Origin of the sequence: Streptomyces pactum (genome assembly GCF_002005225.1) — a bacterium.
Classification (GTDB): Bacteria; Actinomycetota; Actinomycetes; order Streptomycetales; family Streptomycetaceae; genus Streptomyces; species Streptomyces pactum_A.
The window spans coordinates 3,118,077-3,140,948 of record NZ_CP019724.1; the positions used below are offsets into that span (position 1 = coordinate 3,118,077).

The following is a 22,872-nucleotide window of genomic DNA, read 5'->3' on the forward strand; positions in this document are numbered from 1 at the left end:
GCCTATCGGCCCGCGCCGACACCCTGATCGTGCGGTTCGTCACCGACCGGGTCGGCCAGCAGCAGGTTTTCCAGCGCGGCACGGTCCGGCAGCCCGTCGGGCCGTACGACCTCGCCCGTGCGCACGTACAGGAAGGCAGCCGTCACCGACTCCAGCGGTACGTGCTGCTGCTCGGCCCAGGCGAGGCGGTAGAGGGCGAGCTGCAGCGGGTCCGCGGTGGCGGCACGGTTCGTCTTCCAGTCGACGATCTCGTACGTCACCGTCTCGCCGTCGCCCTCCTTGTAGACGGCGTCGATGCGACCGCGTACGACTCGGCCGGCGAGCGAGAGCTGGAACGGCGCCTCGACACGGTAGGGGGTGCGCCGGGCGTACTCGGTGCGTTCGAAGGCGTCCTTGAGGAACTCCAGGTCGCGTTCGTCGGTGATCTCGGCGTCGCTGCCGGGCAACTCCTCCGGCTCCAGCAGGGGGAGTGTCAGGGGTTCGAAACGGGCCTCGACCCAGGCGTGGAAACGGGTCCCGCGGCGGGCGGCGGGCTGGGGCGGCCGGGGCATGGGACGGGCCAGCTCCTGTGCGAAGCCGTCCGGGTCGGCGGACAGGGCGAGTAGCTGGGAGGCGGTCAGCGACGCCGGAAGAGGTACCTCGGTGACGCTCTCGCGGGCGCGCAGGAGCTCCCCGGCGAGGGCGTCGAGGTCCCGGTCCCAGGAGGCGACGGTGCGGGCCTCCTCAGGGGTGAGGAAGGCGGGGGCGGCCTGCCCGGGGCGCGGTTCCTCGCGGTGCGGGCGGGGCAGGTCGGTGCCGCCGGGCGGTCCCGACGGAGTCGCCTGGCGGGGGATGGCGGGGCTGACGTCCGGCGTCGGTGGGCCGGGGGCCGGCTGGGCGGTGGGACGGTCCGCGGTCCAGGAGTCCCAGTCGTCGGGACCTTCGTCCGTCCAGTCGGGGTCGCCGGGGTCCTCTCCCTCATGGAGTACCTCAGCGTCCTGCGGTGCCTCTTCGTCCTCGAGCGGCGGCCAGTCCGGGTCGTCGTGGGTGTCCGGGTCGTGCACGGCGGCGAGGCGGCCGTCCTCGTGGGAGGCGAGGGTGTCCAGATGTGCGAGGACCGTCTCGGCGGCGGACCGGCGGCGGGCGAGGGCCGCGTCGTCCAGTGGCAGGGGCCAGGCCTGGTCGGCGGTCGCCCGGTGCAGGGCCGGGTTCTCCTCGTCCTCGGCGGGTCCGTCCGCCCAGGCCTCGATCTCGCCGTGTCCGGCGGCGCAGTGCTCGTACAGCGCCGTGAGGAACTCGGACGGTCCGCGAGGTTTCTTCTGGCTGGGGCCCCACCAGTGGCCGGAGCCCAGCAGCAGGGAGCGCGGGCGGGTGAAGGTGACGTAGCCGAGGCGCAGTTCCTCGGTGCGCTGGTGTTCCTTCATCGACTCGTGGAAGGCCTTCAGGCCCCGGGAGTCCCAGGAGCCGACCTCGGGCAGGGTGTCGGCGTCGCCGCGCAGGCCGTGCGGCAGCACCTTGCCCTGGGCGGTCCACTTCTCGCGGCCCTGGCCGCTGGGGAAGGTCCCGGTGACCAGGCCGGGTACGGCGACGACGTCCCACTCCAAGCCCTTGGACTTGTGCGCGGTGAGCACCTTGACGGTGTTCTCGCCGCCGGGCAGGGCGTTGTCGAGGCCTTTCTCGTACTGGGCGGCGGTGCGCAGGAAGCCCAGGAAGGCGAGCAGGGAGGCTTCGCCGTCACTCGCGGCGAAGGACGCGGCGACGTCCAGGAAGTTCGACAGGGTCTCGCGGCGACGGGCGGCCAGTGCGTGCGGGGAGGCGGACAGTTCCACCTCCAGGCCGGTGACGGCGAGGATCCGGTGCAGTACGTCCATGAGCGGGTCGGACAGGGCTCGGCGCAGGTCGCGCAGTTCGGTGGCCAGCCGTGCGAACCGCACGCGCGCGTCCGGCGAGAAGGGCAGGCCGTCGTCGTCCCCGCTGCCGTCCAACGGCGTCTCCAGGAAGGTGTCGAGGGCGTCCGCGAGCGATATCACCTCGGACGGGTCGACGCCCTCGACGGCCTCGGCGAGCCGCCGGTCGGGGTCGTCGTCACCCTCCACGCGCGCGTGGCTCACCAGGAGCCGGGCGCGGCGGCCCAGGAGGGCGAGATCGCGCGGACCGATGCGCCAGCGCGGGCCGGTGAGCAGGCGGACCAGGGAGGCGTTGGCGCCGGGGTCCTGGAGGACTTCGCAGACGGCGACCAGGTCGGCCACCTCGGGCAGGTGCAGCAGTCCGGACAGGCCCACGACCTCGACGGGGACGTCGCGGGCCACCAGCGCGCCCTGGATCTCGGCGAAGTCGGTCGCCGTGCGGCACAGGACGGCGATCTCGCCGGGCGCCCTGCCGGTACGCACGAGGTGGGCGACGGAGTCGGCGATCCAGTCGATCTCTTCGGCGTGGGTGCGCAGCAGGGCGCAGCGGACCGTGCCGTCCTGTTCGGCGCCCGGGGCGGGATGCAGGGCCTCCACGCCCGCGTGCATGGCGCGCAGGGGCTCGGCGAGGCCGTTGGCGAGGTCGAGGAGGCGGCCGCCACTGCGGCGGTTCTCGCTGAGCGCCTGCCGGGTGGCGGGGCCGCCGTCCGCGTGCGCGAAGTGCTCGGGGAAGTCGTCGAGGTTGGCGACGGAGGCGCCGCGCCAGCCGTAGATCGCCTGGCAGGGGTCGCCCACGGCGGTCACGGGGTGGCCCGTGCCGTCGCCGAACAGGCCCGCGAGGAGAATGCGCTGGGCCACCGAGGTGTCCTGGTACTCGTCCAGCAGCACGACCCGGAACTCGTCTCGCAGGACGCGGCCCACCTCCGGGAGCCCGGCGAGTTGTGCGGACAGCGCGATCTGGTCGCCGAAGTCGAGCAGGTCCCGTTCGCGCTTCGCGGCCCGGTAGCGGATCACCAGGTCGGCGAGTTCACGGCGCGCGGCGGCGGCCTCGGGGACCTTGCGCAGATCGGCGTTGCTGAGCTTGACGGTGTGCAGGGAGTCCAGGAGGCCGGCGTCCCAGGTGCGCAGTTCCTCGGGGCGTACGAGGTGCTCGGCGAGCTCCGCGTCGAGTGCGAGGAGGTCGCTGACCAGGTCGGCGAAGGAGCGGGTGAGCGCGGGGTAGGGGCCGGGGGCCTCGCGCAGGACACGCGCGGCGAGCTGGTAGCGGGTGGCGTCGGCGAGCAGCCGGGAGGTCGGCTCCAGTCCGAGGCGCAGGCCGTGGTCGGTCAGGAGACGGCCCGCGAAGGCGTGGTACGTCGAGATCACCGGTTCGCCCGGCGGGTTGTCCGGGTCGATCACGTCCGGGTCGGTGACGCCTGCCCTGATCAGCGCCTTGCGGACGCGTTCGGCGAGTTCGGCGGCCGCCTTGTTGGTGAAGGTGAGACCGAGGACCTGCTCCGGGGCGACCTGGCCGGTACCGACCAGCCACACCACGCGCGCGGCCATCACGGTCGTCTTGCCCGACCCGGCTCCGGCCACGATCACCTGCGGGGCGGGCGGCGCGATGATGCAGGCCGTCTGCTCCGGGGTGAAGGGGATGCCGAGGAGCTCTTTGAGCTGCTCGGGATCGGTGAGATGGGCGGGCACGTCACAGAGGCTAGCGGCGGCCACTGACATTGATCCTGATACTCAGGTTCCGGTGGTCATGGCTCTGCCACTGACTGACGTCCTGCTGGACTGTCTTCTGGCTGTTCTGTCCGGCCACCGGGACCTGTTCTCATGGCTCCGGCCGGGCGGAACATGACCTGATAGGAGCTTGGTCAGAAGCCCCTTCAATGTCCTGTCTGCGCCACCCGGCCGGCGCCCACCTTCGGCTGGGAAGGCACCATCAGCATGACATCAGCGGTCATGGACAACACGGCAGACCAGGATGTGGTCGGCGGGGTCGACTCCCACACCGACACCCTCCACGTCGCGGTCATCAGCGACAACGGCGGCCATCTCGCGGACGCCGAGTTCACCACCACTGCCGCCGGATACGCCGCGGCCCTGGCCTTCCTGACCGCCCACGGCCACGTGATCGCCATCGGGGTGGAGGGCACCGCCTCCTACGGAGCCGGATTCACCCGCGCCGCCCGCGAGGCGGGGCTTCATGTCGTGGAGGTCAACCGGCCCGACCGGGCCGAACGCCGCCGCATCGGCAAGTCCGACCCCATCGACGCCTACGCCGCCGCCCGCGCCGCCCTGTCCGGACGAGCCTCCAGCGCCCCCAAGGACGACACGGTCGCGGGCATACGCGCCCTGCACAACGCCGCCCGCTCCGCGGTCAAGGCCCGCACCGCCGCCCTGAACCAGATCGGCAGCCTCCTCATCACCGCTCCCGACACCATCCGCGCCAAGTACGGCCGGCTCAAAGGAACGGACCGCACCGACGCCCTCGCCCGGCTGCGGCCCGCCGGGGACGCGGTCCATACCGCGGTCCTCACCGCGCTGAAGAGTCTCGCCCGACGCGTCAAGAAACTGACGGTCGAACACGAGACCCTGGTCAAGGCACTGGACAGCGTGGTGAGTGTCCACAACCCCGGACTGCGAGCCGCCCACGGAGTCGGCCCCGACACCGCGGCCCAACTGCTCGTCACCGCCGGAGGCAACCCCGACCGCATGCGGACCGAGGCCTCCTTCGCGGCCCTGTGCGGAGCCGCACCGGTCCCCGCCTCCAGCGGCCGGACCAACCGCCACCGCCTCTCGCGAGGCGGCGACCGGCAAGCAAACGCAGCCCTCTACCGCGTCGCCCTGGTCCGCATGTCGAGCGACTCCCGCACCCGCGAGTACGTGGCACGTCAGACCGCCGCCGGCCGGACGAAGAAGGAGATCATCCGGCTGCTGAAACGGGCCATCGCCCGGGAGATGTTCCGCTGCCTGACCACCACGGTCACCGTCCCCGGCATCGACGATCTACGGCCGCTGCGGCGGTCCAAGAACATCACCCTGACCGCTGCAGCCCGCCACTTCGCCCTCTGGCCGGCCACCATCTCCACCCTCGAACGCGGGACCCGCCGAGACGACGACCTCGCCCACGCCTACCGCAACTGGCTCCAAGCCGTTTGACAGGCAATAGGAGCATCAGCGGGGGACGGCATCGCCTTCGGAGCGGAGAGAACGCAGGTCAGCGCCTGTGGTGCGGCTCATCACACCGGCGTCCCGTTCGCTCCGGCCGGTCACTCCACCACGTGCCGTCCCTCGGGCCGCGCGCTGCACGACGCGCGGAAGGCGCAGTGAGTACAGTGCTGGCCCGCGGTGGGGGTGAACCGTTCGTCGAGAACCTTGCCCGCGGCCGTGGCGAGCAGGTCGCCGACCCACTCGCCCGCCGGCCCCTCCAGGGAGTCCTGCGCCTGCACCTTGGGAAGGGCCTCGCCGCCGTCGCGCTTGGGCGCGCCCTGGCGTAGCTGGACCAGCTCGGCACCGCCCGGTTCGGGACGGGAACCGTCGAACGCGTCGTCCACGGCGCCCTCGCGGACGGCGAGCTGGTAGACGGCGAGCTGGGGGTGGTGGGCCACCTCGGCGGAGGTGGGCGCCTGTTTGCCCGTCTTGAAGTCGACGACGTAGGCGCGGCCGTCGCGGTCGGCCTCGACGCGGTCCATCTGGCCGCGGATGCGTACCTCGTAGTCGCCGGCCTCCAGGGTCACGTCGAAATCGTGCTCGCTGGCCACCGGTGTGCGTCCGGCGCGGTCCATGACGTGCCACCTGAGGAAGCGTTCGAGCGCCACGCGCGCGTTGGCCTTCTCCTGCGCCGACTTCCACGGCGCGTCGAAGGCGAGCGCGTTCCACACGGAGTCCAGGCGTTCCATGAGGACGGCGAGGTCGGCCGGCGTGTGTCCGGAGGCCACCTCGTCGGCGAGGACGTGCACCACGTTGCCGAAGCCCTGGGCGGCGGTCGCGGGTGCGTCGGCCTTCACCTCTCGGCCGAGGAACCACTGGAGGGCACAGGTGTTGGCCAACTGGTCGAGGGCGCTCCCGGAGAGCGTGACGGGCTGGTCCCGCTCGCGCAGCGGCACCTTGCTCTCGGTCGAGTCCCACATGCCCCACCAGCGGTAGGGGTGTGCGGACGGCACCAAGGGGCGGCCGTCCTCGTCGGCGAGGGCGGCGAGGCGGGCCAGGCGGCGGGCGGCGGCCTCCCTCAGGGCTTCGGAGACGCGGGGATCGACCGTGGTGGCGCGCAGTTCGGCGACGAGCGCGGCGACGGCGAGGGGCCGACGCGGACGGCCCGTGACGTCGGCGGGTTCGACGCCGAGTTCGGTCAGGAACCGGGAGGGCTGGTCGCCGTCGTCGGCCGGGGCCTTCACGGCGGTCACCACGAGCCGTTCACGCGCGCGCGTGGCGGCCACGTAGAACAGGCGGCGTTCCTCGGCGAGCAGCGCACCGGGCGTGAGGGGTTCGGCGAGTCCGTCGCGCCCGATCCGGTCGGCCTCCAGCAGGGAGCCGCGGCGGCGCAGGTCCGGCCACAGGCCCTCCTGGACGCCCGCGACGACGACCAACCGCCACTCCAGCCCCTTCGAGCGATGAGCGGTCATCAGACGCACGGCGTCGGGGCGTACGGCACGCCGCGTCAGGGTGTCGGCCGCGATGTCCTCGGCGTCGATCTCCTCCAGGAAGTTCAGGGCTCCCCGGCCACCGGTGCGCTCCTCCGCGCGGGCGGCCGTCGCGAAGAGCGCGCACACGGCGTCCAGGTCGCGGTCGGCATTGCGTCCGGCGGCGCCGCCGCGACGGGCGGAGCGTTCCAGGCGGGTGGGCCACGGAGTGCCCTCCCACAGGTCCCACAGCGCCTCCTCGGCGCTGCCGCCGCCCGCCAGGCGCTCGCGGGCCTTCCGGAGCAGCGCGCCGAGCCGCTGGGCGCCGCGCGCGTACGCCGGGTCGTGTACCGCCAGTCGCTCCGGCTCGGCCAGTGCGCGCGCGAGCAGCTCGTCCGAGGGCGGCGGCAGCGGGTTGCCGGCGGCACGCTCCTCCTCGCGCAGGGCGCGGCCGAGGCGGCGCAGGTCGGCGGCGTCCATGGAGGCGAGGGGGGAGGCGAGCAGAGTGAGGGCGGTCTCGGTGGGGAGCCAGCACGGATCCTCCGCGCGGAGAGCGCGTTCACCGGGGGCGGCTTTGAGGGCCGCGTCGGCGTCGGCGTCAGGCGCGGGGTTGGGCACCGCATCGGCGTCAGGCGCGGGGTTGGGCACCGCATCGGCGTCAGGCGCGGGACTGGGCACCGCACCGGCGTCAGGCGCGGGACTGGGCACCGCGTCGGCGTCAGGCGCGGGACTGGGCACCGCATCGGCGTCGGCATCGGTGTCGGCGTCGGCGTCGGCGGTGTCGGCGTCGGTGTCGGTGTCGGCGCCAGACTCAGGCGCGGGTTCCGGTACGTCCGTCACCGACGCCTCGTGGGCCGCCTCGGGTACGGCCTTCACCGTCACCTCGGATATGGCTTTCACCGCCGCCTCGGAGGCCGCCTCCGGCAGGGCCATCGCCGCCGCTTCGGTGGCGGGCTCAGCCGCCCCCGCGTCATCCGGGCCTGCTCCGCTCCCGGCGTCCCCCGTCGTCTCCCCGGCCGCCCCGCTCCCGGCGTCCCCCGTCGTCTCCCCGGCCGCCCCGCTCCCGGTCTCCGCGCCGCCGCCGAGGTCCGCCCGGGGCCGCTCCCCGGCCTCCGCCTCCGCCACCGCCCGCAGTGCCGTCAGCAGGGGCGCCACCGCCGGCTCGTGGCGCAGCGGAAGGTCGTCGCCGTCGATGTCCAGGGGGACGCCGGCCGCGGTGAGGGCGCGGCGGACCGTGGGGATGGTGCGGGAACCGGCGCGCACCAGGACGGCCATCTCGCCCCAGGGAACACCGTCCTCCAAGTGGGCCCGGCGCAGGATGTCGGCGATGTTGTCCAGCTCGGTGCCGGATGTCGGGTACGTGTACGCCTCGACACGCCCCCCGTCCCGCACGGGGGCGAGCTCTCGGTGGGCGCGCACCTTGTCGGCGGGAAGGCGGGTCAGGGGCATGCGCTGGGTCAGCAGTCGGGTGGCGGCCAGCACCGCGGATCCGGACCGGCGCGAGGTCCGCAGCACCTCGACCGGCGCCGGGCGGCCGTCCGCGCGCGGGAAGTCGGTCGGGAAGTCGAGAATGCCGTTCACGTCCGCACCGCGGAAGGCGTAGATCGACTGGTCGGGGTCGCCGAAGGCGACGAGGGTCCGCCCGCCGCCGGCCAGGGCGTGCAGCAGCCGTACCTGGGCGGGGTCGGTGTCCTGGTACTCGTCGACGTAGACCGCGTCGTACTGCGCCGCCAGGTGCGCGGCGACCTCGGGACGGCGCGCGAGGAGCACCGCGCGGTGGACGAGTTCCGCGTAGTCGAGCACGCCCTGCAGATCGAGCACGTCGAGGTACTCGGCGAGGAAGACGGCGGCGGCACGCCAGTCTGGGCGGCCGATGCGCCGGGCGAAGGCACCGAGGGCGTCCGGGCCGAGGCCCAGTTCGCGGGTGCGGGCGAGGACGGCGCGGACCTCGTCGGCGAAGCCGCGGGTGGTCAGGCAGGCGCGCAGCTCGTCGGGCCAGCGCACATGGGCCAGGCCGAGCCGCTCCAGGTCGACCTGCCCGGCGAGCAGCTCGCGCACCGTCACGTCCTGTTCCGGGCCGGACAGCAGCCGCAACGGCTCCACGAACAGGTCGCTGTCCTGGTGGGCGCGGACCAAGGCGTAACCGAAGGAGTGAAAGGTCGTCGCCCGGGGGGCACGCACGGCGCCCATGCGAAGCGCCATCCGGTCGCGCAGTTCCACGGCGGCCTTGCGGCTGAAGGTCAGCACGAGGATCCGCTCGGGGTCGCCGCCCTGGGCGATCCGGTCCGCCACGGACTCGACGAGCGTGGTGGTCTTGCCGGTGCCCGGGCCCGCGAGGACGAGCAGCGGTCCGCCCTCGTGGTCAACCACGGCGCGCTGTGCGGCGTCCAGACGAGGGGGGGCCAGTCGCACCGGTGGGGTACGCACCAGTCGGTAAGCGCCACGGCTCCCCCGGCGCACCTGGGGGTGCGACGGGTGTCTGGTGGAGGAAGAGGAGCTCACGTGGTTCGCCGGTCCTGGTGGGTGTGCTGGTGGGCCGTCCGCGCCGCGGGCACGGCGGTGGCCGCGGCATGAGGGGGACGCGTGCGGGCGACGCTACGCCGACGGAAGAGGCGGAAGCAGGGCTTCCTTTTCATCCCTCGGACCTCTCGGGTCACTCGAGGCGCGTGTATCCCCCGCCCCACGAACGTACGTCATGCCACACATGTGCCCGAAGTGTTCCTTTTCCCTCATACGGATCACGGGTCACACGTCGGTCGCCTGGAGGGCGGAAGCTGTCAGGTGTGACCCTGTGCGCGTTCGCCGCCGTCCCACCGCGCCCGCTTCAGATCGAGGCGCGGCAGGTGGCCCTCCGCGGCCCTGCTCGCCTCCTTCAGGGGCGTGCCCTCCTCCCGGTAGCGGTCGAGCGCCTCCAGCTCCTGTCCCGCGAGCAGGGCCCCGTCCGCGCGAACGACGCGCCACCACGGGACGCCTCCCCCGTAAAGGGACATCACCCGTCCGACCTGACGGGGTCCCCCCTCCTCCAGGTACTCGGCGATGTCTCCGTAAGTCATGACACGGCCAGGCGGAATCAGTTCGGTCACTTCGAGAACCCGCTCGGCGTACTCGGGCAGCGCGTCCGCGTACTCCGGGCGGGCGTCGTCCGGAAGGCTCTGCTCGCTCATCCGACCCATCCTGCCCCACCCCACCGACAACGCGATGCGCTCCCGACGGTGAGCGTCCCTCGCCCTGAAGCGGCGCTTCGGGCAGACTGTGCGGCCCGCACGGGCACCCTGATGCCTGCCGAGGCCGATACGGCATGCCACCATCGTGCGGGCGGTGACCAGTGATACGAGACCAAGAAGAGGCGATGAAGCAGCAGGGTGTGCACCCCGAGGACGCCGAGGGCACCTCCGGCTCTTCGTCGCGCCCGGACACCGCGGACGGCAGCGGCGGGCAGACCGGCCGGCAGACGGCCGCGGGCAGGTCGGCGACGGCCGCCGACCCCGATGACGTCGCGCACATCGACGAGGTGGAGGGCGACGAACCGCTGCTCCCCTCGCGCGTGCACCGTCCGTCCGACCTGATGCGGCTCCTGGTGGGCGTGCTCGCCGTCGTCGTACTGCTCGCCGTCGCCGCCTTCGCGCACGGCACCACCTCCGGCCTCGAACAGGACATCAACAAGGGCACCGGGCAGGCGCCCGACCTGCTGATCAAGATCGCCGGACTGGCCTCCAGCATCGCGATCCTCCTGGTCCCGGTCGCGTTCGCGATCGAGCGGCTGATCAAGCGGGACGGACTGCGGATCGCCGACGGCGTGCTGGCGGCGGTCCTCGCGCACGGGGTGACCCTCGCCACCGACCTGTGGGTCGCCAAGGCCGCCCCCGGCTCCATCCAGGAGGCCCTCACCCAGCCCTCGCCCGGTGACGTCCACGCTCTCACCGATCCCGTGCACGGCTACCTGGCGCCGGTCATCGCGTACATGACGGCCGTCGGCATGTCCCGCAGACCCCGCTGGCGCGCGGTGCTGTGGATCGTGCTGCTCCTCGACGCGTTCTCGATGCTGGTCACCGGCTACACCACACCGTTCTCGATCATCCTGACGGTCCTCATCGGCTGGACCGTGGCCTACGGAACGCTGTACGCGGTCGGCTCCCCCAACGTCCGCCCCACCGGACGCACGCTGATGGCGGGCCTGCGGCACGTCGGCTTCCGCCCGGTGACCGCCGCCCGCGAGGAAGCGCCGTCGGACACCGCGGAGACCGGTGACCGCGGCCGCCGCTACTTCGTCACGCTGGAGGACGGCCGCCCGCTGGACGTGACGGTGGTGGACCGGGAGCAGCAGGCGCAGGGCTTCTTCTACCGCGCGTGGCGCAACCTCACGCTGCGCGGCTTCGCCACCCGCAGCAGCCTCCCGTCACTGCGGCAGGCCCTGGAGCAGGAGGCGCTGCTCGCCTACGCGGCGATCGGGGCCGGCGCCAACGCTCCCAAGCTGATCGCGACGTCCGAGCTCGGTCCCGACGCCGTGATGCTCGTCTACGAGCACACCGGCGGGCACACCCTGGACTCGTTGCCGGACGAGAAGATCACCGACGACCTGCTGCGCGGCACCTGGCAGCAGGTGCGGGCGCTGCAGTCCCGGCGCATCGCGCACCGCAGGCTGGTGGGCGACGCGATCCTGGTGGATCGTTCCGGCACGGTGATCCTCACCGACCTGCGCATCGGCGAGATCGCCGCCGGGGACCTGTTGCTGCGCATGGACATCTCCCAGCTTCTGGTGACGCTCGGCCTGCGGGTGGGCGCCGAACGCGCGGTCGCCTCGGCGGTGGCCGTGCTCGGCCCGGACGCCGTGGCGGACTGCCTGCCGATGCTCCAGCCCATCGCGCTCAGCCGGTCCACGCGGGCGACCCTGCGCAAACTGGCCCGCGAACGCGCCCAGCGCGAGCGGGAGGCAGTCCTGGAGTCGTCCCGACAGGCCAGACTGGCCCGTTCGGAGGCGACCGCCGACGACGGCACAAGCCCCGCACCCGGACACCCCGAGAAGCCCGGTGAATCCGATGGAGCCGACAAGCCGGACAAGACCGAAAAGGTCGACAAGAAGGCCATCCGCGCCGAGCAGCGGGCGGAGAAGCGGGCCGTGGACGAGGCGCTGGAGGAGGCGCGCGAGGAAGACCTGCTCACGCAGATCCGGCACGCCGTGCTGCGGATCAGGCCGCAGGCCCCCGTCGAGCCGGCCCGCCTGGAGCGGGTGCGGCCACGCACGCTGATCAGTTTCATCGCCGGTGCGATCGGTGCCTACTTCCTGCTGACGCAGCTCACCCACATCGAGTTCGGGCCGCTGATCTCGAACGCCCAGTGGGGCTGGGTGGCCGCGGCGGTGCTCTTCTCGGCGGCGAGTTACATCGCGGCGGCGATGGCCCTGCTCGGGTTCGTGCCCGAGAAGGTGCCGTTCCTGCGGACCGTGGCCGCGCAGGTCGCCGGTTCGTTCGTGAAGATCGTCGCCCCGGCCGCGGTCGGCGGCGTCGCTCTGAACACCCGCTTCCTGCAGCGCGCGGGTGTACGGCCGGGGCTCGCGGTGGCGAGTGTCGGCGCGTCGCAGTTGTTTGGACTCGGCTGTCACATCCTGATGCTGCTGGCCTTCGGATATCTGACCGGCACCGAGAAGACGCCGTCGCTGTCGCCGTCCCGGACGGTCATCGCGGGTCTGCTGACGGTGGCGGTGCTCGTGCTCGTTGTGACGTCGGTGCCGTTCCTGCGGAAATTCGTCGTCACGCGCGTGCGGTCGCTTTTCGCCGGTGTCGTGCCGCGCATGCTGGATGTGCTGCAGCGGCCGCAGAAGCTGGTCACCGGCATCGGCGGCATGCTGCTGCTCACCGCCTGCTTCGTGATGTGCCTGGACGCCTCGATCCGGGCCTTCGGCGACGAGTCGACGTCGATCAGCCTGGCCAGCGTCGCGGTCGTCTTCCTCGCGGGCAACGCGCTGGGGTCCGCGGCACCGACACCGGGCGGTGTGGGCGCTGTGGAGGCGACGCTGACCGTCGGTCTGATCGCCGTCGGCCTGCCCAAGGAGGTCGCCGCCCCCGCGGTACTGCTCTACCGGCTGCTCACCCTGTGGCTGCCGGTACTGCCGGGCTGGCTGGTCTTCAACCACCTGACCCGGAAAGAGGCGCTGTAACGGCCTCGTACGCCGAGGAACTACACCGCGAATGACCTCGCACGCCGGGTAGGCACACCGCGGAACAGCCGCGTACGCCGGGAGCGGCCAGCACGCGTCGCCTCGCCCGCGGACGTCCGGCTCCCCGGCCCAGGTCTCGCACGGCCCAGACCTCGTACGGGCCGCACCCCTTACGGGCCGCACCTCTCACGGGCCGCACCTCTCACGGGCCGCACCTCTCACGGGCCGCACCCCTTACGGGCCGTACCTCTTACGGGCCGCACCTCTCACGGGCCGCACCCCTTACGGGCCGCACCCCTTACGGGCCGTACCTCTTACGGCTCCTGCCCCGAGCGCACGGCCCCGCGCGCCCGCACGATGGACGCATGCCGAACTCCTTCCGGCTGCGCGCCGCCGCCCTGACCGCCGCCGCAGCCCTGTCCGCGCTCCTGGCGGGCTGCAGCGACGACTCCGGGAGCGACTCCGGCGGCGACGAGGACCTGACAGCCCAGGAGCTCGACTGGAAGGACTGCCCGGCCCCCTCCGAGGCCGAGGGCGGCGGCGCCGCTCCCTCCCCGCTTCCGGACGGCACTCAGTGGCAGTGCGCCACCATGAAGGCGCCGCTCGACTGGGACGACCCCAAGGGTGACACGATCGGCCTCGCGCTGATCCGGGCCGAGGCGAGTGGTGAAGCGGGCCGCCGGATCGGGTCGCTCGTCTTCAACTTCGGCGGCCCGGGCGGATCGGGCGTCACCACTCTGCCCGCCTTCGGCCAGGACTACGCGACCCTGCGCACCCGCTACGACCTGGTCAGCTTCGACCCGCGTGGCGTCGGCCGCAGCGCCCCGGTGGAGTGCCTCGACGACAAGCAGCTCGACACCTACTTCCAGCAGGACGCCACCCCCGACGACGCTGCCGAGCGCACCGAGCTGCTGGACAACACCGAGGACTTCAACGCGGCCTGCGAGAAGAACTCGCGAAAGATCCTGCCGCACGTGCGCACCACCGACGCGGCCCGCGACATGGAACTGATGCGCCAGGTCCTCGGCGACGACAAGCTGCACTACTTCGGCATCTCCTACGGCACCGAACTCGGCGGCGTCTACGCCCATCTGTTCCCCGAGAAGGTGGGCCGCGCCGTCTTCGACGCGGTCGTCGATCCGACGCAGACCCCGGAGCAGGGCTCGCTCGCCCAGGCGAAGGGGTTCCAGCTCGCGCTCGACAACTACGCCGAGGACTGCGTGTCGAAGGTCGAGGACTGCCCCGTCGGGGACAGCGCCCAGAACGTCAAGGACCGCGTCGCACGGCTGCTGAAGGACCTCGACCGCAATCCGATCCCCGGCGTCTTCCCTCGTGAACTCACCCAGACGGCCGCGACCGGAGGCATCGCGCAGGCGCTGTACTCGAAGGACTTCTGGGAGTACCTCACCGACGGCCTGGAGCAGGCGTACGAGGGCGACGGCAGGGTCCTCATGGTGCTGTCGGACGCGTTGAACGGGCGCAACGAGGACGGCGAGTACAGCAACATCACCGCGGCCAACGTCGCCATCAACTGCGCCGACGCCAAGCCGAGGTACGACCCGGCGTACGTGCGACGCCGGCTTCCCGAGTTCCGGCAGGCCTCCGCGCTGTTCGGCGACTATCTCGCCTGGTCCATGCTCAGTTGCACCGACTGGCCGGTGCCCGGAGCAGCCGCCCACCCCGACGTCAGCGCACCCGGAGCGCCGCCGATCCTGGTGATCGGCAACACCGGCGACCCGGCCACGCCCTACGCGGGCGCCGGGAAGATGGTGGACGCACTGGGCAAGGGCGTGGGCGTGGAACTGACCTACAGGGGCCAGGGGCACGGCGCCTACGACAGCAAGAACAAGTGCGTGCAGGACGCGGTGCACGGCTATCTGCTGGATGGGAAGGTGCCGGCGGCCCAGACCGTCTGTTCCTGATCCCCCAACGACGCCGAAGCACGGGTAAACCAGCAGGTCAGAACGTTATCCACAGGGCGCAGCGGGTGCTGTGCGCTCCGCCTACCATGGCATGACCGCCATCCGCTGCACGGCGCGGACGGCTCGCGAGGGGGGAGAGCACATGGCGCGTCTCGTACGGTGGACGGCCCTGACGGCCGCGGCCGCACTGCTGACGACGGCGGGCTGCAGCAGCGGCTCGTCCGGTGACGACAAGGACAGCGGGGGGACACAGGGGACAGGCAGCGCACGGCCGTCGGCGGCGGCACCTTCCGGGGTGCCCGAGTCGCTGGCCTCCCAGACTCTCGACTGGGGCCGGTGCAAAGGCACCACGGACTCCCCCGCGCCGGGCGGCGACTGGCAGTGCGCCACGCTCAAGGCACCGTTGGACTGGGCCGAGCCGGGCGGCGAGACGATCGACCTCGCGCTGATCCGGGCCGAGGCCACCGGCGACGACCGCATCGGCTCCCTGCTGTTCAACTTCGGCGGTCCCGGCGGCTCCGGCGTCTCCATGATGCCGTCCTACGCCGACACCGTCTCCTCCCTGCACGAGCGGTACGACCTGGTGAGCTGGGACCCGCGCGGGGTGGCGGCCAGCGAGGGGATCCGCTGCCGCGGCGACGAGGCGATCGAGGACGCCGAATCGGTGGACTCCACACCGGACACCGCGACCGAGGAACAGGCGTATCTCAAAGACGCCGCGGACTTCGGCAAGGGCTGTGAGAAGGCCGCCGGCAAGCTGATGGCGCACGTCTCGACCACGGACACCGCCCGCGACATGGACCTGATGCGGCATGTGCTGGGCGACGAGAGGACGCACTACTTCGGCATCTCCTACGGCACCGAACTCGGCGGCGTCTACGCCCACCTGTTCCCCAAGCACGTGGGACGCGTGGTCCTCGACGCGGTCGTGGACCCGGGCGCCGACACGATGGGCCACGCCGAAAACCAGGCCAGGGGCTTCCAGCGCGCCCTGGACGACTATCTGACTTCCACCGGGCAGGACCCGGAGCAGGGGTCGCGGGAGATCGCCGACCTGCTGGAGCGGCTCGACGCCGAGCCGCTGCCGACGTCCTCGCCGGGGCGGAAGCTGACGCAGACGCTGGCACTCACCGGGATCGTGCTGCCGCTCTACAGCAAGGACGGCTGGCCGGCCCTGACCAGCGCCCTGGCGGCGGCCGAGGAGGGCGACGGCTCCGAGTTGCTGGCACTCGCCGACGGCTACAACGAGCGGGATTCCTCGGGGCACTACGGCACGACGACCCACTCCCAACGGGTCATATCGTGCCTGGACGACAAGCAGCGGCCGACCCTGGAGGAGACGAAGGAGCTGCTGCCGAGGTTCGAGAAGGTCTCACCCGTGTTCGGGGCCTTCCTCGGCTGGGACACGGCCGGGTGGTGCCACGACTGGCCGGTGGCCGGTCAGCACGAGACCCCGGAGGTGAGCGCGTCCGGCGCGGCTCCGATCCTGGTGGTCGGCAACACCGGCGACCCGGCCACGCCCTACGAAGGCGCCCGCAGGATGGCGGACGAGCTGGGCAAGGACGTCGGTGTGGTGCTGACCTGGAAGGGCGAGGGCCATGGGGCGTACGGGAGCGGCAGCGACTGTGTCGATTCAGCGGTGGACGCCTACCTGCTGAAGGGGACGGTGCCGAAGGACGGCAAGGTCTGCTCATGACGGCGGCGGGGGCTTCGGGCACCTGCGGTGCGCGAAACCCCCGCCGTCCGGGAAGCGGGGTCGGGGTCCGGTCAGTAGACGGGCTTCGCCGGCTCGATCTGGTTGACCCAGCCGATCACGCCGCCGCCCACGTGCACGGCGTCCGAGAAGCCGGCGGACTTGAGGACCGCCAGTACTTCCGCACTGCGGACACCCGTCTTGCAGTTCAAGACGATCTTCTTGTCCTGCGGGAGGCTCTCCAGGGCCGAGCCCATGAGGAACTCGTTCTTCGGGATCAGCCGAGCGCCCGGGATGGAGACGATCTCGAACTCGTTCGGCTCGCGGACGTCGATGAGCTCGATGTTCTCACCGTCGTCGATCCACTCCTTGAGCTGCTTGGGAGTGATCGTGGAGTCGGCGGCCGCCGCCTGGGCCTCCTCGGACACGACGCCGCAGAAGGCCTCGTAGTCGATGAGCTCGGTGACGGTCGGGTTCTCACCGCAGACCGCGCAGTCCGGGTCCTTGCGGACCTTGACCTGGCGGTACTGCATCTCCAGGGCGTCGTAGATCATCAGACGGCCGACCAGCGGCTCGCCGATGCCCGCGAGGAGCTTGATGGCCTCGTTGGTCTGGATGGAACCGATGGACGCGCACAGCACGCCCAGGACGCCGCCCTCGGCGCAGGAGGGGACCATGCCGGGGGGCGGGGGCTCCGGGTAGAGGCAGCGGTAGCACGGACCGTGCTCGGACCAGAAGACGGAGGCCTGGCCGTCGAAGCGGTAGATCGAGCCCCATACGTAGGGCTTGTTCAGCAGCACGCAGGCGTCGTTGACCAGGTAGCGGGTCGCGAAGTTGTCCGTACCGTCGACGATCAGGTCGTACTGGCTGAAGATGTCCATCACGTTGTCGGCCTCGAGCCGCTCCTGGTGAAGGACCACGTCCACGTACGGGTTGATGCCCTTGATGGTGTCGCGGGCGGACTCGGCCTTGGACCGGCCGATGTCGGCCTGGCTGTGGATGACCTGCCGCTGCAGGTTCGACTCGTCGACCTCGTCGAACTCCACGATGCCGAGCGTGCCGACACCGGCCGCCGCCAGATACATCAGGGTCGGCGAACCGAGGCCGCCCGCGCCCACGGCGAGCACCTTGGCGTTCTTCAGCCGCTTCTGCCCGTCCATCCCCACGTCGGGGATGATCAGGTGGCGGGAGTACCTGCGGACCTCGTCTACGGTGAGCTCGGGGGCCGGCTCGACCAGGGGTGGCAGCGACACGGGGACTCCGTTGGTCGGTCAGTGATTACGGTTGTTCTCCCAGTAACACTGCCACGGCCTTTTTCATTCCGAGACACCCGTCCCGACCCGCGAGACGATGTCGTCCCAGTAGCCGGGCATCGTCTCCCAGGGGTCACTTCGACCGCCCCGGTCCGTGCGGTCGGTGAAGTAAATCGTCCCGGCGCCCTGCCAGCGGGCGATGCGCAGTGCCTCCTCCAGATGCCCGTGGGGGACACCGTGGACGAAGTGGCAGAAGCGCTCGGGCGGATAGTCGGCGCTCCACTCGGCCGCCTGGGACCAGCGGTAGTCGCTCCACGCGCCGGAGAAGGTGACGAGCTGGTCGGCGTTCTCGGCATAGCCGGGGTGCGGATGGGTGCCGTGGCCGAGCACGATGTGGGCGTCGTCACGGATCACCCGGAGCGTGCCGACGGTGCGGCGGACCTCGGGGAGCGCGGCCCGTTCGGACGGGCAGCGGTCGAGGAGGAAGCCGTCGGCCCGGTACCAGTCGAGGTGCCGGTGCGCGTCGGACATCAGCTCGCCGAAGCTCCGGGCCCCGTACGCGGCGTCAAGGTGGCCGAGGACCCGGACGCCCGCGTTGCGGAGGCGGCCGACGGCATCCAGGCAGCGCGGGTCGGGGTGGGCGCCGGGGCCGTTGGCGACGTTGAGGACGACCCAGTGCAGGGGGGTGCCCGGGGAGGTGAGGCCGGCCCACTCGCCGGGGGCGACGAGGGGGTGGGCCAGCCCCGGGACACCGAGGCCGGTGCGGACGCCGGTGCTCGCGGTGCCCGCTTTCGTGCTGGTCAGATACGGCATGCCGCCTCCATCCAGATATCGGCGAGGGACTCTTCGAGGGCGATACGGGGCCGCCAGCCGAGCCGGTCGCGTGCGGTACGCACATCGGCTTGCTGCCAACTGCCGCAGCCGTCCGGGTAGGGGTAGGCGACCGGGGCCGCGTGCTCGGCGTCGGCGCGGTCGCCGCGGTGCCCGAGGGCCTCCGGACGGTGGTGGCCGAGGGCGTCGGTGCGGTGATGGCCGAGGGCGTCGACGCGGTGACCCAGGGATTCGGTACGGGGGTGGCCGATGGTGGGCCGCAGTGCGCCGGGCGGTCCGTCGAGTTCGTGCAGGGCGCCGCCGTAGCCGGCCACGCGGGCGAGGGTGGCGGCGGCGTCACGCAGGCGGACGGCGCGGCCGGAGCCGATGTTGATGACGCCCTGGGCTGCGGAGAGAGAGGCGGCATGGACGGCGCGGGCGACGTCGCGGACGTCGATGAAGTCGCGTTGGGCGCCGAGGCCGCCGAGCCGCAGCTCACCGTCGCCGGACTGCATGGCACGGCGCATGGCCTCGGCGAGGCGGCCCAGCGGGGAGCCCGCGGGGGTGCCTGGCCCGGCGGGCGAGAAGACACGCAGGACGACGGCGTCCAGGCCGGAGCCGAGGACGAGTTCGGTCGCGGCGAGTTTGCTGACGCCGTAGGGGCCGCCCGGGCGGGGCACGGCGTCCTCCGCGGTGGAGGAGCCGGGCTGGCTGGGACCGTACTCCGCGCTGCAGCCGACCTGCACCAGGCGGGCACCACAGCCGCTGCGGCGCAGGGCCTCGCAGACGGTGGCGACGGCGACGGTGTTGTGCCGGGTGAGTTCGCGGGCACCGCCCCGGGTGGCTCCGGCGCAGTTGACGACGACGCCGGGGTGGACCGCGTCGAGGAAGCGGGTGAGGGCGCCGGGGCTGCCGGTGGCGAGGTCGAAGCGGACGTCGGCGTCGTCGCCGCGGCCCAGGGCGGTGAGCTGGACGGCCGGGTCGGCGAGCAGACGGTCGGCGACGAAGCGGCCGATATAGCCGTTGGCTCCGATCAGCAGGACTCTCATCGGGCTGCTCCCGGTGCCGAGGCGTCGGGTCGGGAGGTGGTCATCTGGGGGCTCCTTCAGAGGGGTGAGGCGAGGGTGATGCGGATGTGTGGGGGGTGGTCCGGGGAACGCGCGGTCACCGCGGCTGCTCCGTCGGTGCGTGGGCCGAGGCTCTGGTCAGGCGGCGGTTCGCGTGCACCAGCAGGGTCAGCGCGCCGATGCCACAGGCCGTCGTCGGAACGCCGGCCGGACCGCAGGCGGCGACCAGGGCCTCTACGGGGACGGCCAGGAGGTCGCAGCCGGGGAGGCGGCCGGCGAAGACCGTGGCCAGGGCGGCCGCCTCGACGGTGGCCGCGACGGTGAGGACGAGCGTGGGGGCGTGCGTGTGGCCGTGCACGGTGAGCAGGCGGGCGAGCAGCAGCAGGGCGCCCAGGGTGAGTGCCTGAGGGTGGGCGGCGGGCTCTGCGAGGACCGCGCCGGTCAGCGCGACCAGCGCCGTCAGGGCGCACATGAACAACGCGACCGTGCCGAACAGCAGGGGGCGCGCGGAGGCGGAGAAGTCGGCCAGGCCGCGGCTGACCGTCAGTTTGCGGCGGGCGCGGACGGCGAGGAGGTGGGCGCTTCCGGCCGCGGGTGCGCAGGCCAGGGCGAGAGCCAGTACGGGAGCGACGGTGACGGGCCAAGGGCCGTCGGCGGTGCCGTCGGGCAGGCCGTCCGGACCGCCCGCGACAGCGGCACGGAGCAGTCCGTCGCCGAGGAGGGCGTAGCCGATGAGCCAGCAGGTCCAGGTGCCGGTGGTACGCGTCGCGGCGCTCAGCGGCCCCCGGCGCAGTGCCGCGCGCAGGGCCAGAGTGACCGCGAGGCTGCCGACGACGGCCGCGATCAGGCGCGGTCGCCCGTCGGTGAGGCGCAGGCCGGCCACGGTGGCGGCACACAGCGCTCCGGGCAGCAGCGTGAGGACGACCCATGCGACGCGTACTGGAGGTGCGGGTGGGTGGGGGTTCGAAGGGTAGGGGGGCGTGTCACCGTCGCGGGGGACACGGGCGTACATCTCCTCCGCGAGGGAGAAGACGTCCCGGTGGCGGAAGCGTGCGGCGGTCCGGTCGGTGACGCCGTGCGCCTCCAGGCCTGCCGCGATCTCCAGGGGGTCCACGGCACGCTCGCACAAGGCGCGGTGACGGTGCATCAGAGCTTTCACCGGGTCCGCGGCGGCACGGCGCGCAGCGGACGGCGACTGCTTGCCGACGGCTACGGCTACGACTTCGCCACCGCCGGCCACTCCACCACCTGCGGCTACTGCGCGGAGGTTCACATCGGCACCATGAGCCGCACTGCCCCTGACGACCACTCCGCCACCACCAGCCACCACACCGCCCTCGGCCACCGCACCACGGGCCACCACACCGCCACCCTCCGCCGCATCGCCCCCAGCGGCCTCGTGTGAACGCCCGTTCGCGCCCGGGAAGCCGCGCTCGCCGGTGCGCCGGTTCTCACCCGACCACCGATCGGCACGCGCTTCCGCGGCAGGTGCGTCGGCGATGCCGGGCGCTCCGTCGGTCAGGGGCTCCCGCGAGCGAGAGTCCCGGGCGCCCGGGCTGCCCTGGGCCCCGGGGCGGCCGGGTTCACCGAGGCCGCTCATCGGGCCCCCTCGGTCGCGGAGGCCGGGAAGGCCGGGAAGGCCGGGGAGGCCGGGGACGTGGCCCGGACGGGGGCGTCCGTCGCCCAGCCGGGACCACCCCGGGCCACGACGCGCGCCGTGGAGTCGGTCCAGCGGCCGGGGACGTGGGCCTCGGCGGGAACGGCGAACGGCAGGGGTTCACCGTTGTCGCCGAGGATGACGCGGCGAGCCGGTGCGCGCGAGAGCATCTCCAGGTAAATGCCGTGAAATGCCGCGACGTTCTGTTCGACGGTGAACAGTTCCAGTGCGCGGGCGCGCGCCGCGGCTCCCAGGCGCGCACGGCGCTCGGGGTCCCGCAGCAGGGCGACACACGCCTCGGCGAGCGCCCGCGGATTGCGCGGCGGTACGACCAGTCCGGTGCCGCCGATCGCCTCGACCACCGCGCCGACGTCCGTGGAGACCGTCGCGCGACCACAGAGCATGGCCTCGACCAGCCCGTACGGGAACCCCTCGACGACGCTGGAAAGGACCACCAGGGCGGCCGCTCCGTACGCCTCGGCGCGGGAGGGCAGTTCCGGTCCGCCGGTCTCCTCGAAGGACACCGGGTTGCGTCCGACGGCGTGCGGGCCGTCGGCCTCGTCGGGGAAGAGCTGCGAGGCCAGGCCCTTGCAGTGGGCGAGGTAGGCCGCGCCCTCGAGGCCGGTGGGGGCACCCACGATCCTCAGGCGCGCCCCGGGCTCCGCCTTGCGGATCTCCGCGAAGGCGTGCAGCAGCGATACCAGGTCCTTGGTGGGCTCGACGCCACCGACCCAGACGAGAGTGTGCGGGTCGGCGCACTCCGGCGACTCTCCCGTCTCGGCGAAGGGGGTCGCGTCCATGCCCGGGTACACCGTGCGGAGCTTGGCGCGGTCGGCGCCGCAACGCTCCTGCCAGCGGCGGGCGTGCAGGTTGCCGGGCGTGATCACGGCCGCGCACCGGTAGGTCTCGGCGGCCAGCCGACCGTGGAAGGCGGCCAGCAGGGCCCGTATCGCCGGTGGGGCATCGGGTTCGGTGAGGTAGTGCGTCCGCAGCCGCACCCCGTATTCGGTCACCAGCAGCGGCACGTCGTAGAAGTGCCGGGCGAGCAGGCCCGGGAGCGCCGCCGTGCCACCGGAGGTCGCGTGGCAGAGGTCGACAGCGCCGAGGCCGTCGTCCTCGTACCAGTCGAGCGACAGCGGGCGCAGCGCGCGTTCGAGGCGCGCCGCGACGGCGAGGAGGTCGGGGACGCGCGCCTCGCGTGCGGAGCGGTGGGCGCCGGGCGCGCGGCAGGCGCGCTCCAGGGCGCGTACGGCGGTCTCCGAGCGGAGGGCGGCGGGCAGCCCGCCCTTGTCGCGGGCGAGTTCCGCGAGGCCGTACAGCGCGTTGGCGAAACGGTCCGCCACAAGGGCCGACCGCCCCTCCGACACCGTGTCCGGTTCCCCCTCCGGCGCCCTCCCCGATGCCTTCGCCGAGGTCCCGGACGGATCTTCGGGGGCGGTCGTGCACAGGGCCGCGGCCAGTTCGCCGTAGCACTCCGCGAAGCGCCGGCGCGCACGCCGTCCGTGACCCACCCCGTCGTCGTCGGTGTCCCACAGCGACCCGGTGCGCACCCCGCTGACCTGTGGCGGCAGCGGGGTCCACCCCTCGGCCTCCTGGCGCTCGCTGCGGCTGAGCGCGTAGACGTCGAACTCGTGCTGCTCGAGCCCGCGTACGAGCCGATCGCACCAGAGCCCCGCCTCACCGCTCACATACGGATAGCCACCCTCCGTAAGCAGTCCGATGCGCACGCGCGCACCCCCGATCTCCCGTTTGGGGAGCCGTCGTTGGCCCGGCGGCTCGCAGCGGGACGAACGTATGCGGACAAGGCGGTGGCGCGATGGACG

General features: G+C 72.7%; 12 protein-coding genes. 4 read left to right on the forward strand and 8 right to left on the reverse strand.

From position 1 onward, the window contains the following. Positions 1 to 2: 2 nt before the first annotated feature. Positions 3 to 3,572: an ATP-dependent DNA helicase gene (locus B1H29_RS12575; RefSeq protein WP_055417964.1), complete on the reverse strand. Its 3,570-nt coding sequence runs from the start codon at positions 3,570 to 3,572 to the stop codon at positions 3 to 5. Between the two features lie 261 nt (positions 3,573 to 3,833). Here B1H29_RS12575 and B1H29_RS12580 point away from each other — a divergent pair, with 261 nt between their 5' ends. Beyond that, positions 3,834 to 5,033: an IS110 family transposase gene (locus B1H29_RS12580; protein ID WP_055416408.1), complete on the forward strand. Its 1,200-nt coding sequence runs from the start codon at positions 3,834 to 3,836 to the stop codon at positions 5,031 to 5,033. A 110-nt stretch (positions 5,034 to 5,143) separates the two neighbouring features. Here the strand turns inward: B1H29_RS12580 and B1H29_RS12585 are convergent, their stop codons facing one another. Next, positions 5,144 to 8,995, reverse strand: coding sequence for a UvrD-helicase domain-containing protein (locus B1H29_RS12585; protein ID WP_079160187.1), 3,852 nt, complete (start codon positions 8,993 to 8,995; stop codon positions 5,144 to 5,146). 275 nt (positions 8,996 to 9,270) lie between these two features. Next, a complete protein-coding gene (locus B1H29_RS12590; RefSeq protein WP_055417966.1) occupies positions 9,271 to 9,657 on the reverse strand; it encodes an MGMT family protein in 387 nt (128 codons plus the stop codon). A 185-nt stretch (positions 9,658 to 9,842) separates the two neighbouring features. On the opposite strand from B1H29_RS12590, the gene B1H29_RS12595 reads away from it, so the two are divergent. The 3 genes from B1H29_RS12595 (at position 9,843) to B1H29_RS12605 (ending at position 16,265) form a co-directional block, all read left to right on the forward strand. After that, positions 9,843 to 12,647 carry a lysylphosphatidylglycerol synthase transmembrane domain-containing protein gene (locus tag B1H29_RS12595; RefSeq protein WP_055417967.1) on the forward strand — a complete coding sequence of 935 codons (2,805 nt, stop codon included), beginning with the start codon at positions 9,843 to 9,845 and terminating at the stop codon, positions 12,645 to 12,647. A 365-nt stretch (positions 12,648 to 13,012) separates the two neighbouring features. Beyond that, the gene (locus B1H29_RS12600) at positions 13,013 to 14,569 is read left to right on the forward strand and encodes an alpha/beta hydrolase (protein ID WP_055417968.1); all 1,557 of its coding nucleotides are present in this window, start codon (positions 13,013 to 13,015) and stop codon (positions 14,567 to 14,569) included. 142 nt (positions 14,570 to 14,711) lie between these two features. Beyond that, a complete protein-coding gene (locus B1H29_RS12605) occupies positions 14,712 to 16,265 on the forward strand; it encodes an alpha/beta hydrolase (RefSeq protein WP_055417969.1) in 1,554 nt (517 codons plus the stop codon). 71 nt (positions 16,266 to 16,336) lie between these two features. Here the strand turns inward: B1H29_RS12605 and moeZ are convergent, their stop codons facing one another. The 5 genes from moeZ to B1H29_RS12635 all read right to left on the reverse strand — a co-directional run bounded on the left by moeZ (position 16,337) and on the right by B1H29_RS12635 (position 22,776). After that, on the reverse strand, positions 16,337 to 17,515 hold the full coding sequence (gene moeZ, locus B1H29_RS12610; protein ID WP_055417970.1) for an adenylyltransferase/sulfurtransferase MoeZ: 1,179 nt from the start codon (positions 17,513 to 17,515) through the stop codon (positions 16,337 to 16,339). Positions 17,516 to 17,578: 63 nt separating this feature from the next. After that, positions 17,579 to 18,328 carry a spherulation-specific family 4 protein gene (locus B1H29_RS12615; RefSeq protein WP_055417971.1) on the reverse strand — a complete coding sequence of 250 codons (750 nt, stop codon included), beginning with the start codon at positions 18,326 to 18,328 and terminating at the stop codon, positions 17,579 to 17,581. Further along, complete coding sequence (locus tag B1H29_RS12620; protein WP_055417972.1) at positions 18,316 to 19,374, reverse strand: NAD-dependent epimerase/dehydratase family protein; 1,059 nt, start codon at positions 19,372 to 19,374, stop codon at positions 18,316 to 18,318. The genes B1H29_RS12615 and B1H29_RS12620 overlap by 13 nt, the downstream gene beginning before the upstream one ends. 115 nt (positions 19,375 to 19,489) lie before the next feature. Beyond that, entirely contained in the window at positions 19,490 to 20,992 is a 1,503-nt protein-coding gene (locus B1H29_RS12625) for a hypothetical protein (protein WP_409350908.1), read from the reverse strand. After that, positions 20,989 to 22,776, reverse strand: a complete 1,788-nt coding sequence (locus tag B1H29_RS12635) for a DUF3492 domain-containing protein (RefSeq protein WP_055417975.1) — start codon at positions 22,774 to 22,776, stop codon at positions 20,989 to 20,991. The genes B1H29_RS12625 and B1H29_RS12635 overlap by 4 nt, the downstream gene beginning before the upstream one ends. Positions 22,777 to 22,872 lie beyond the last annotated feature (96 nt).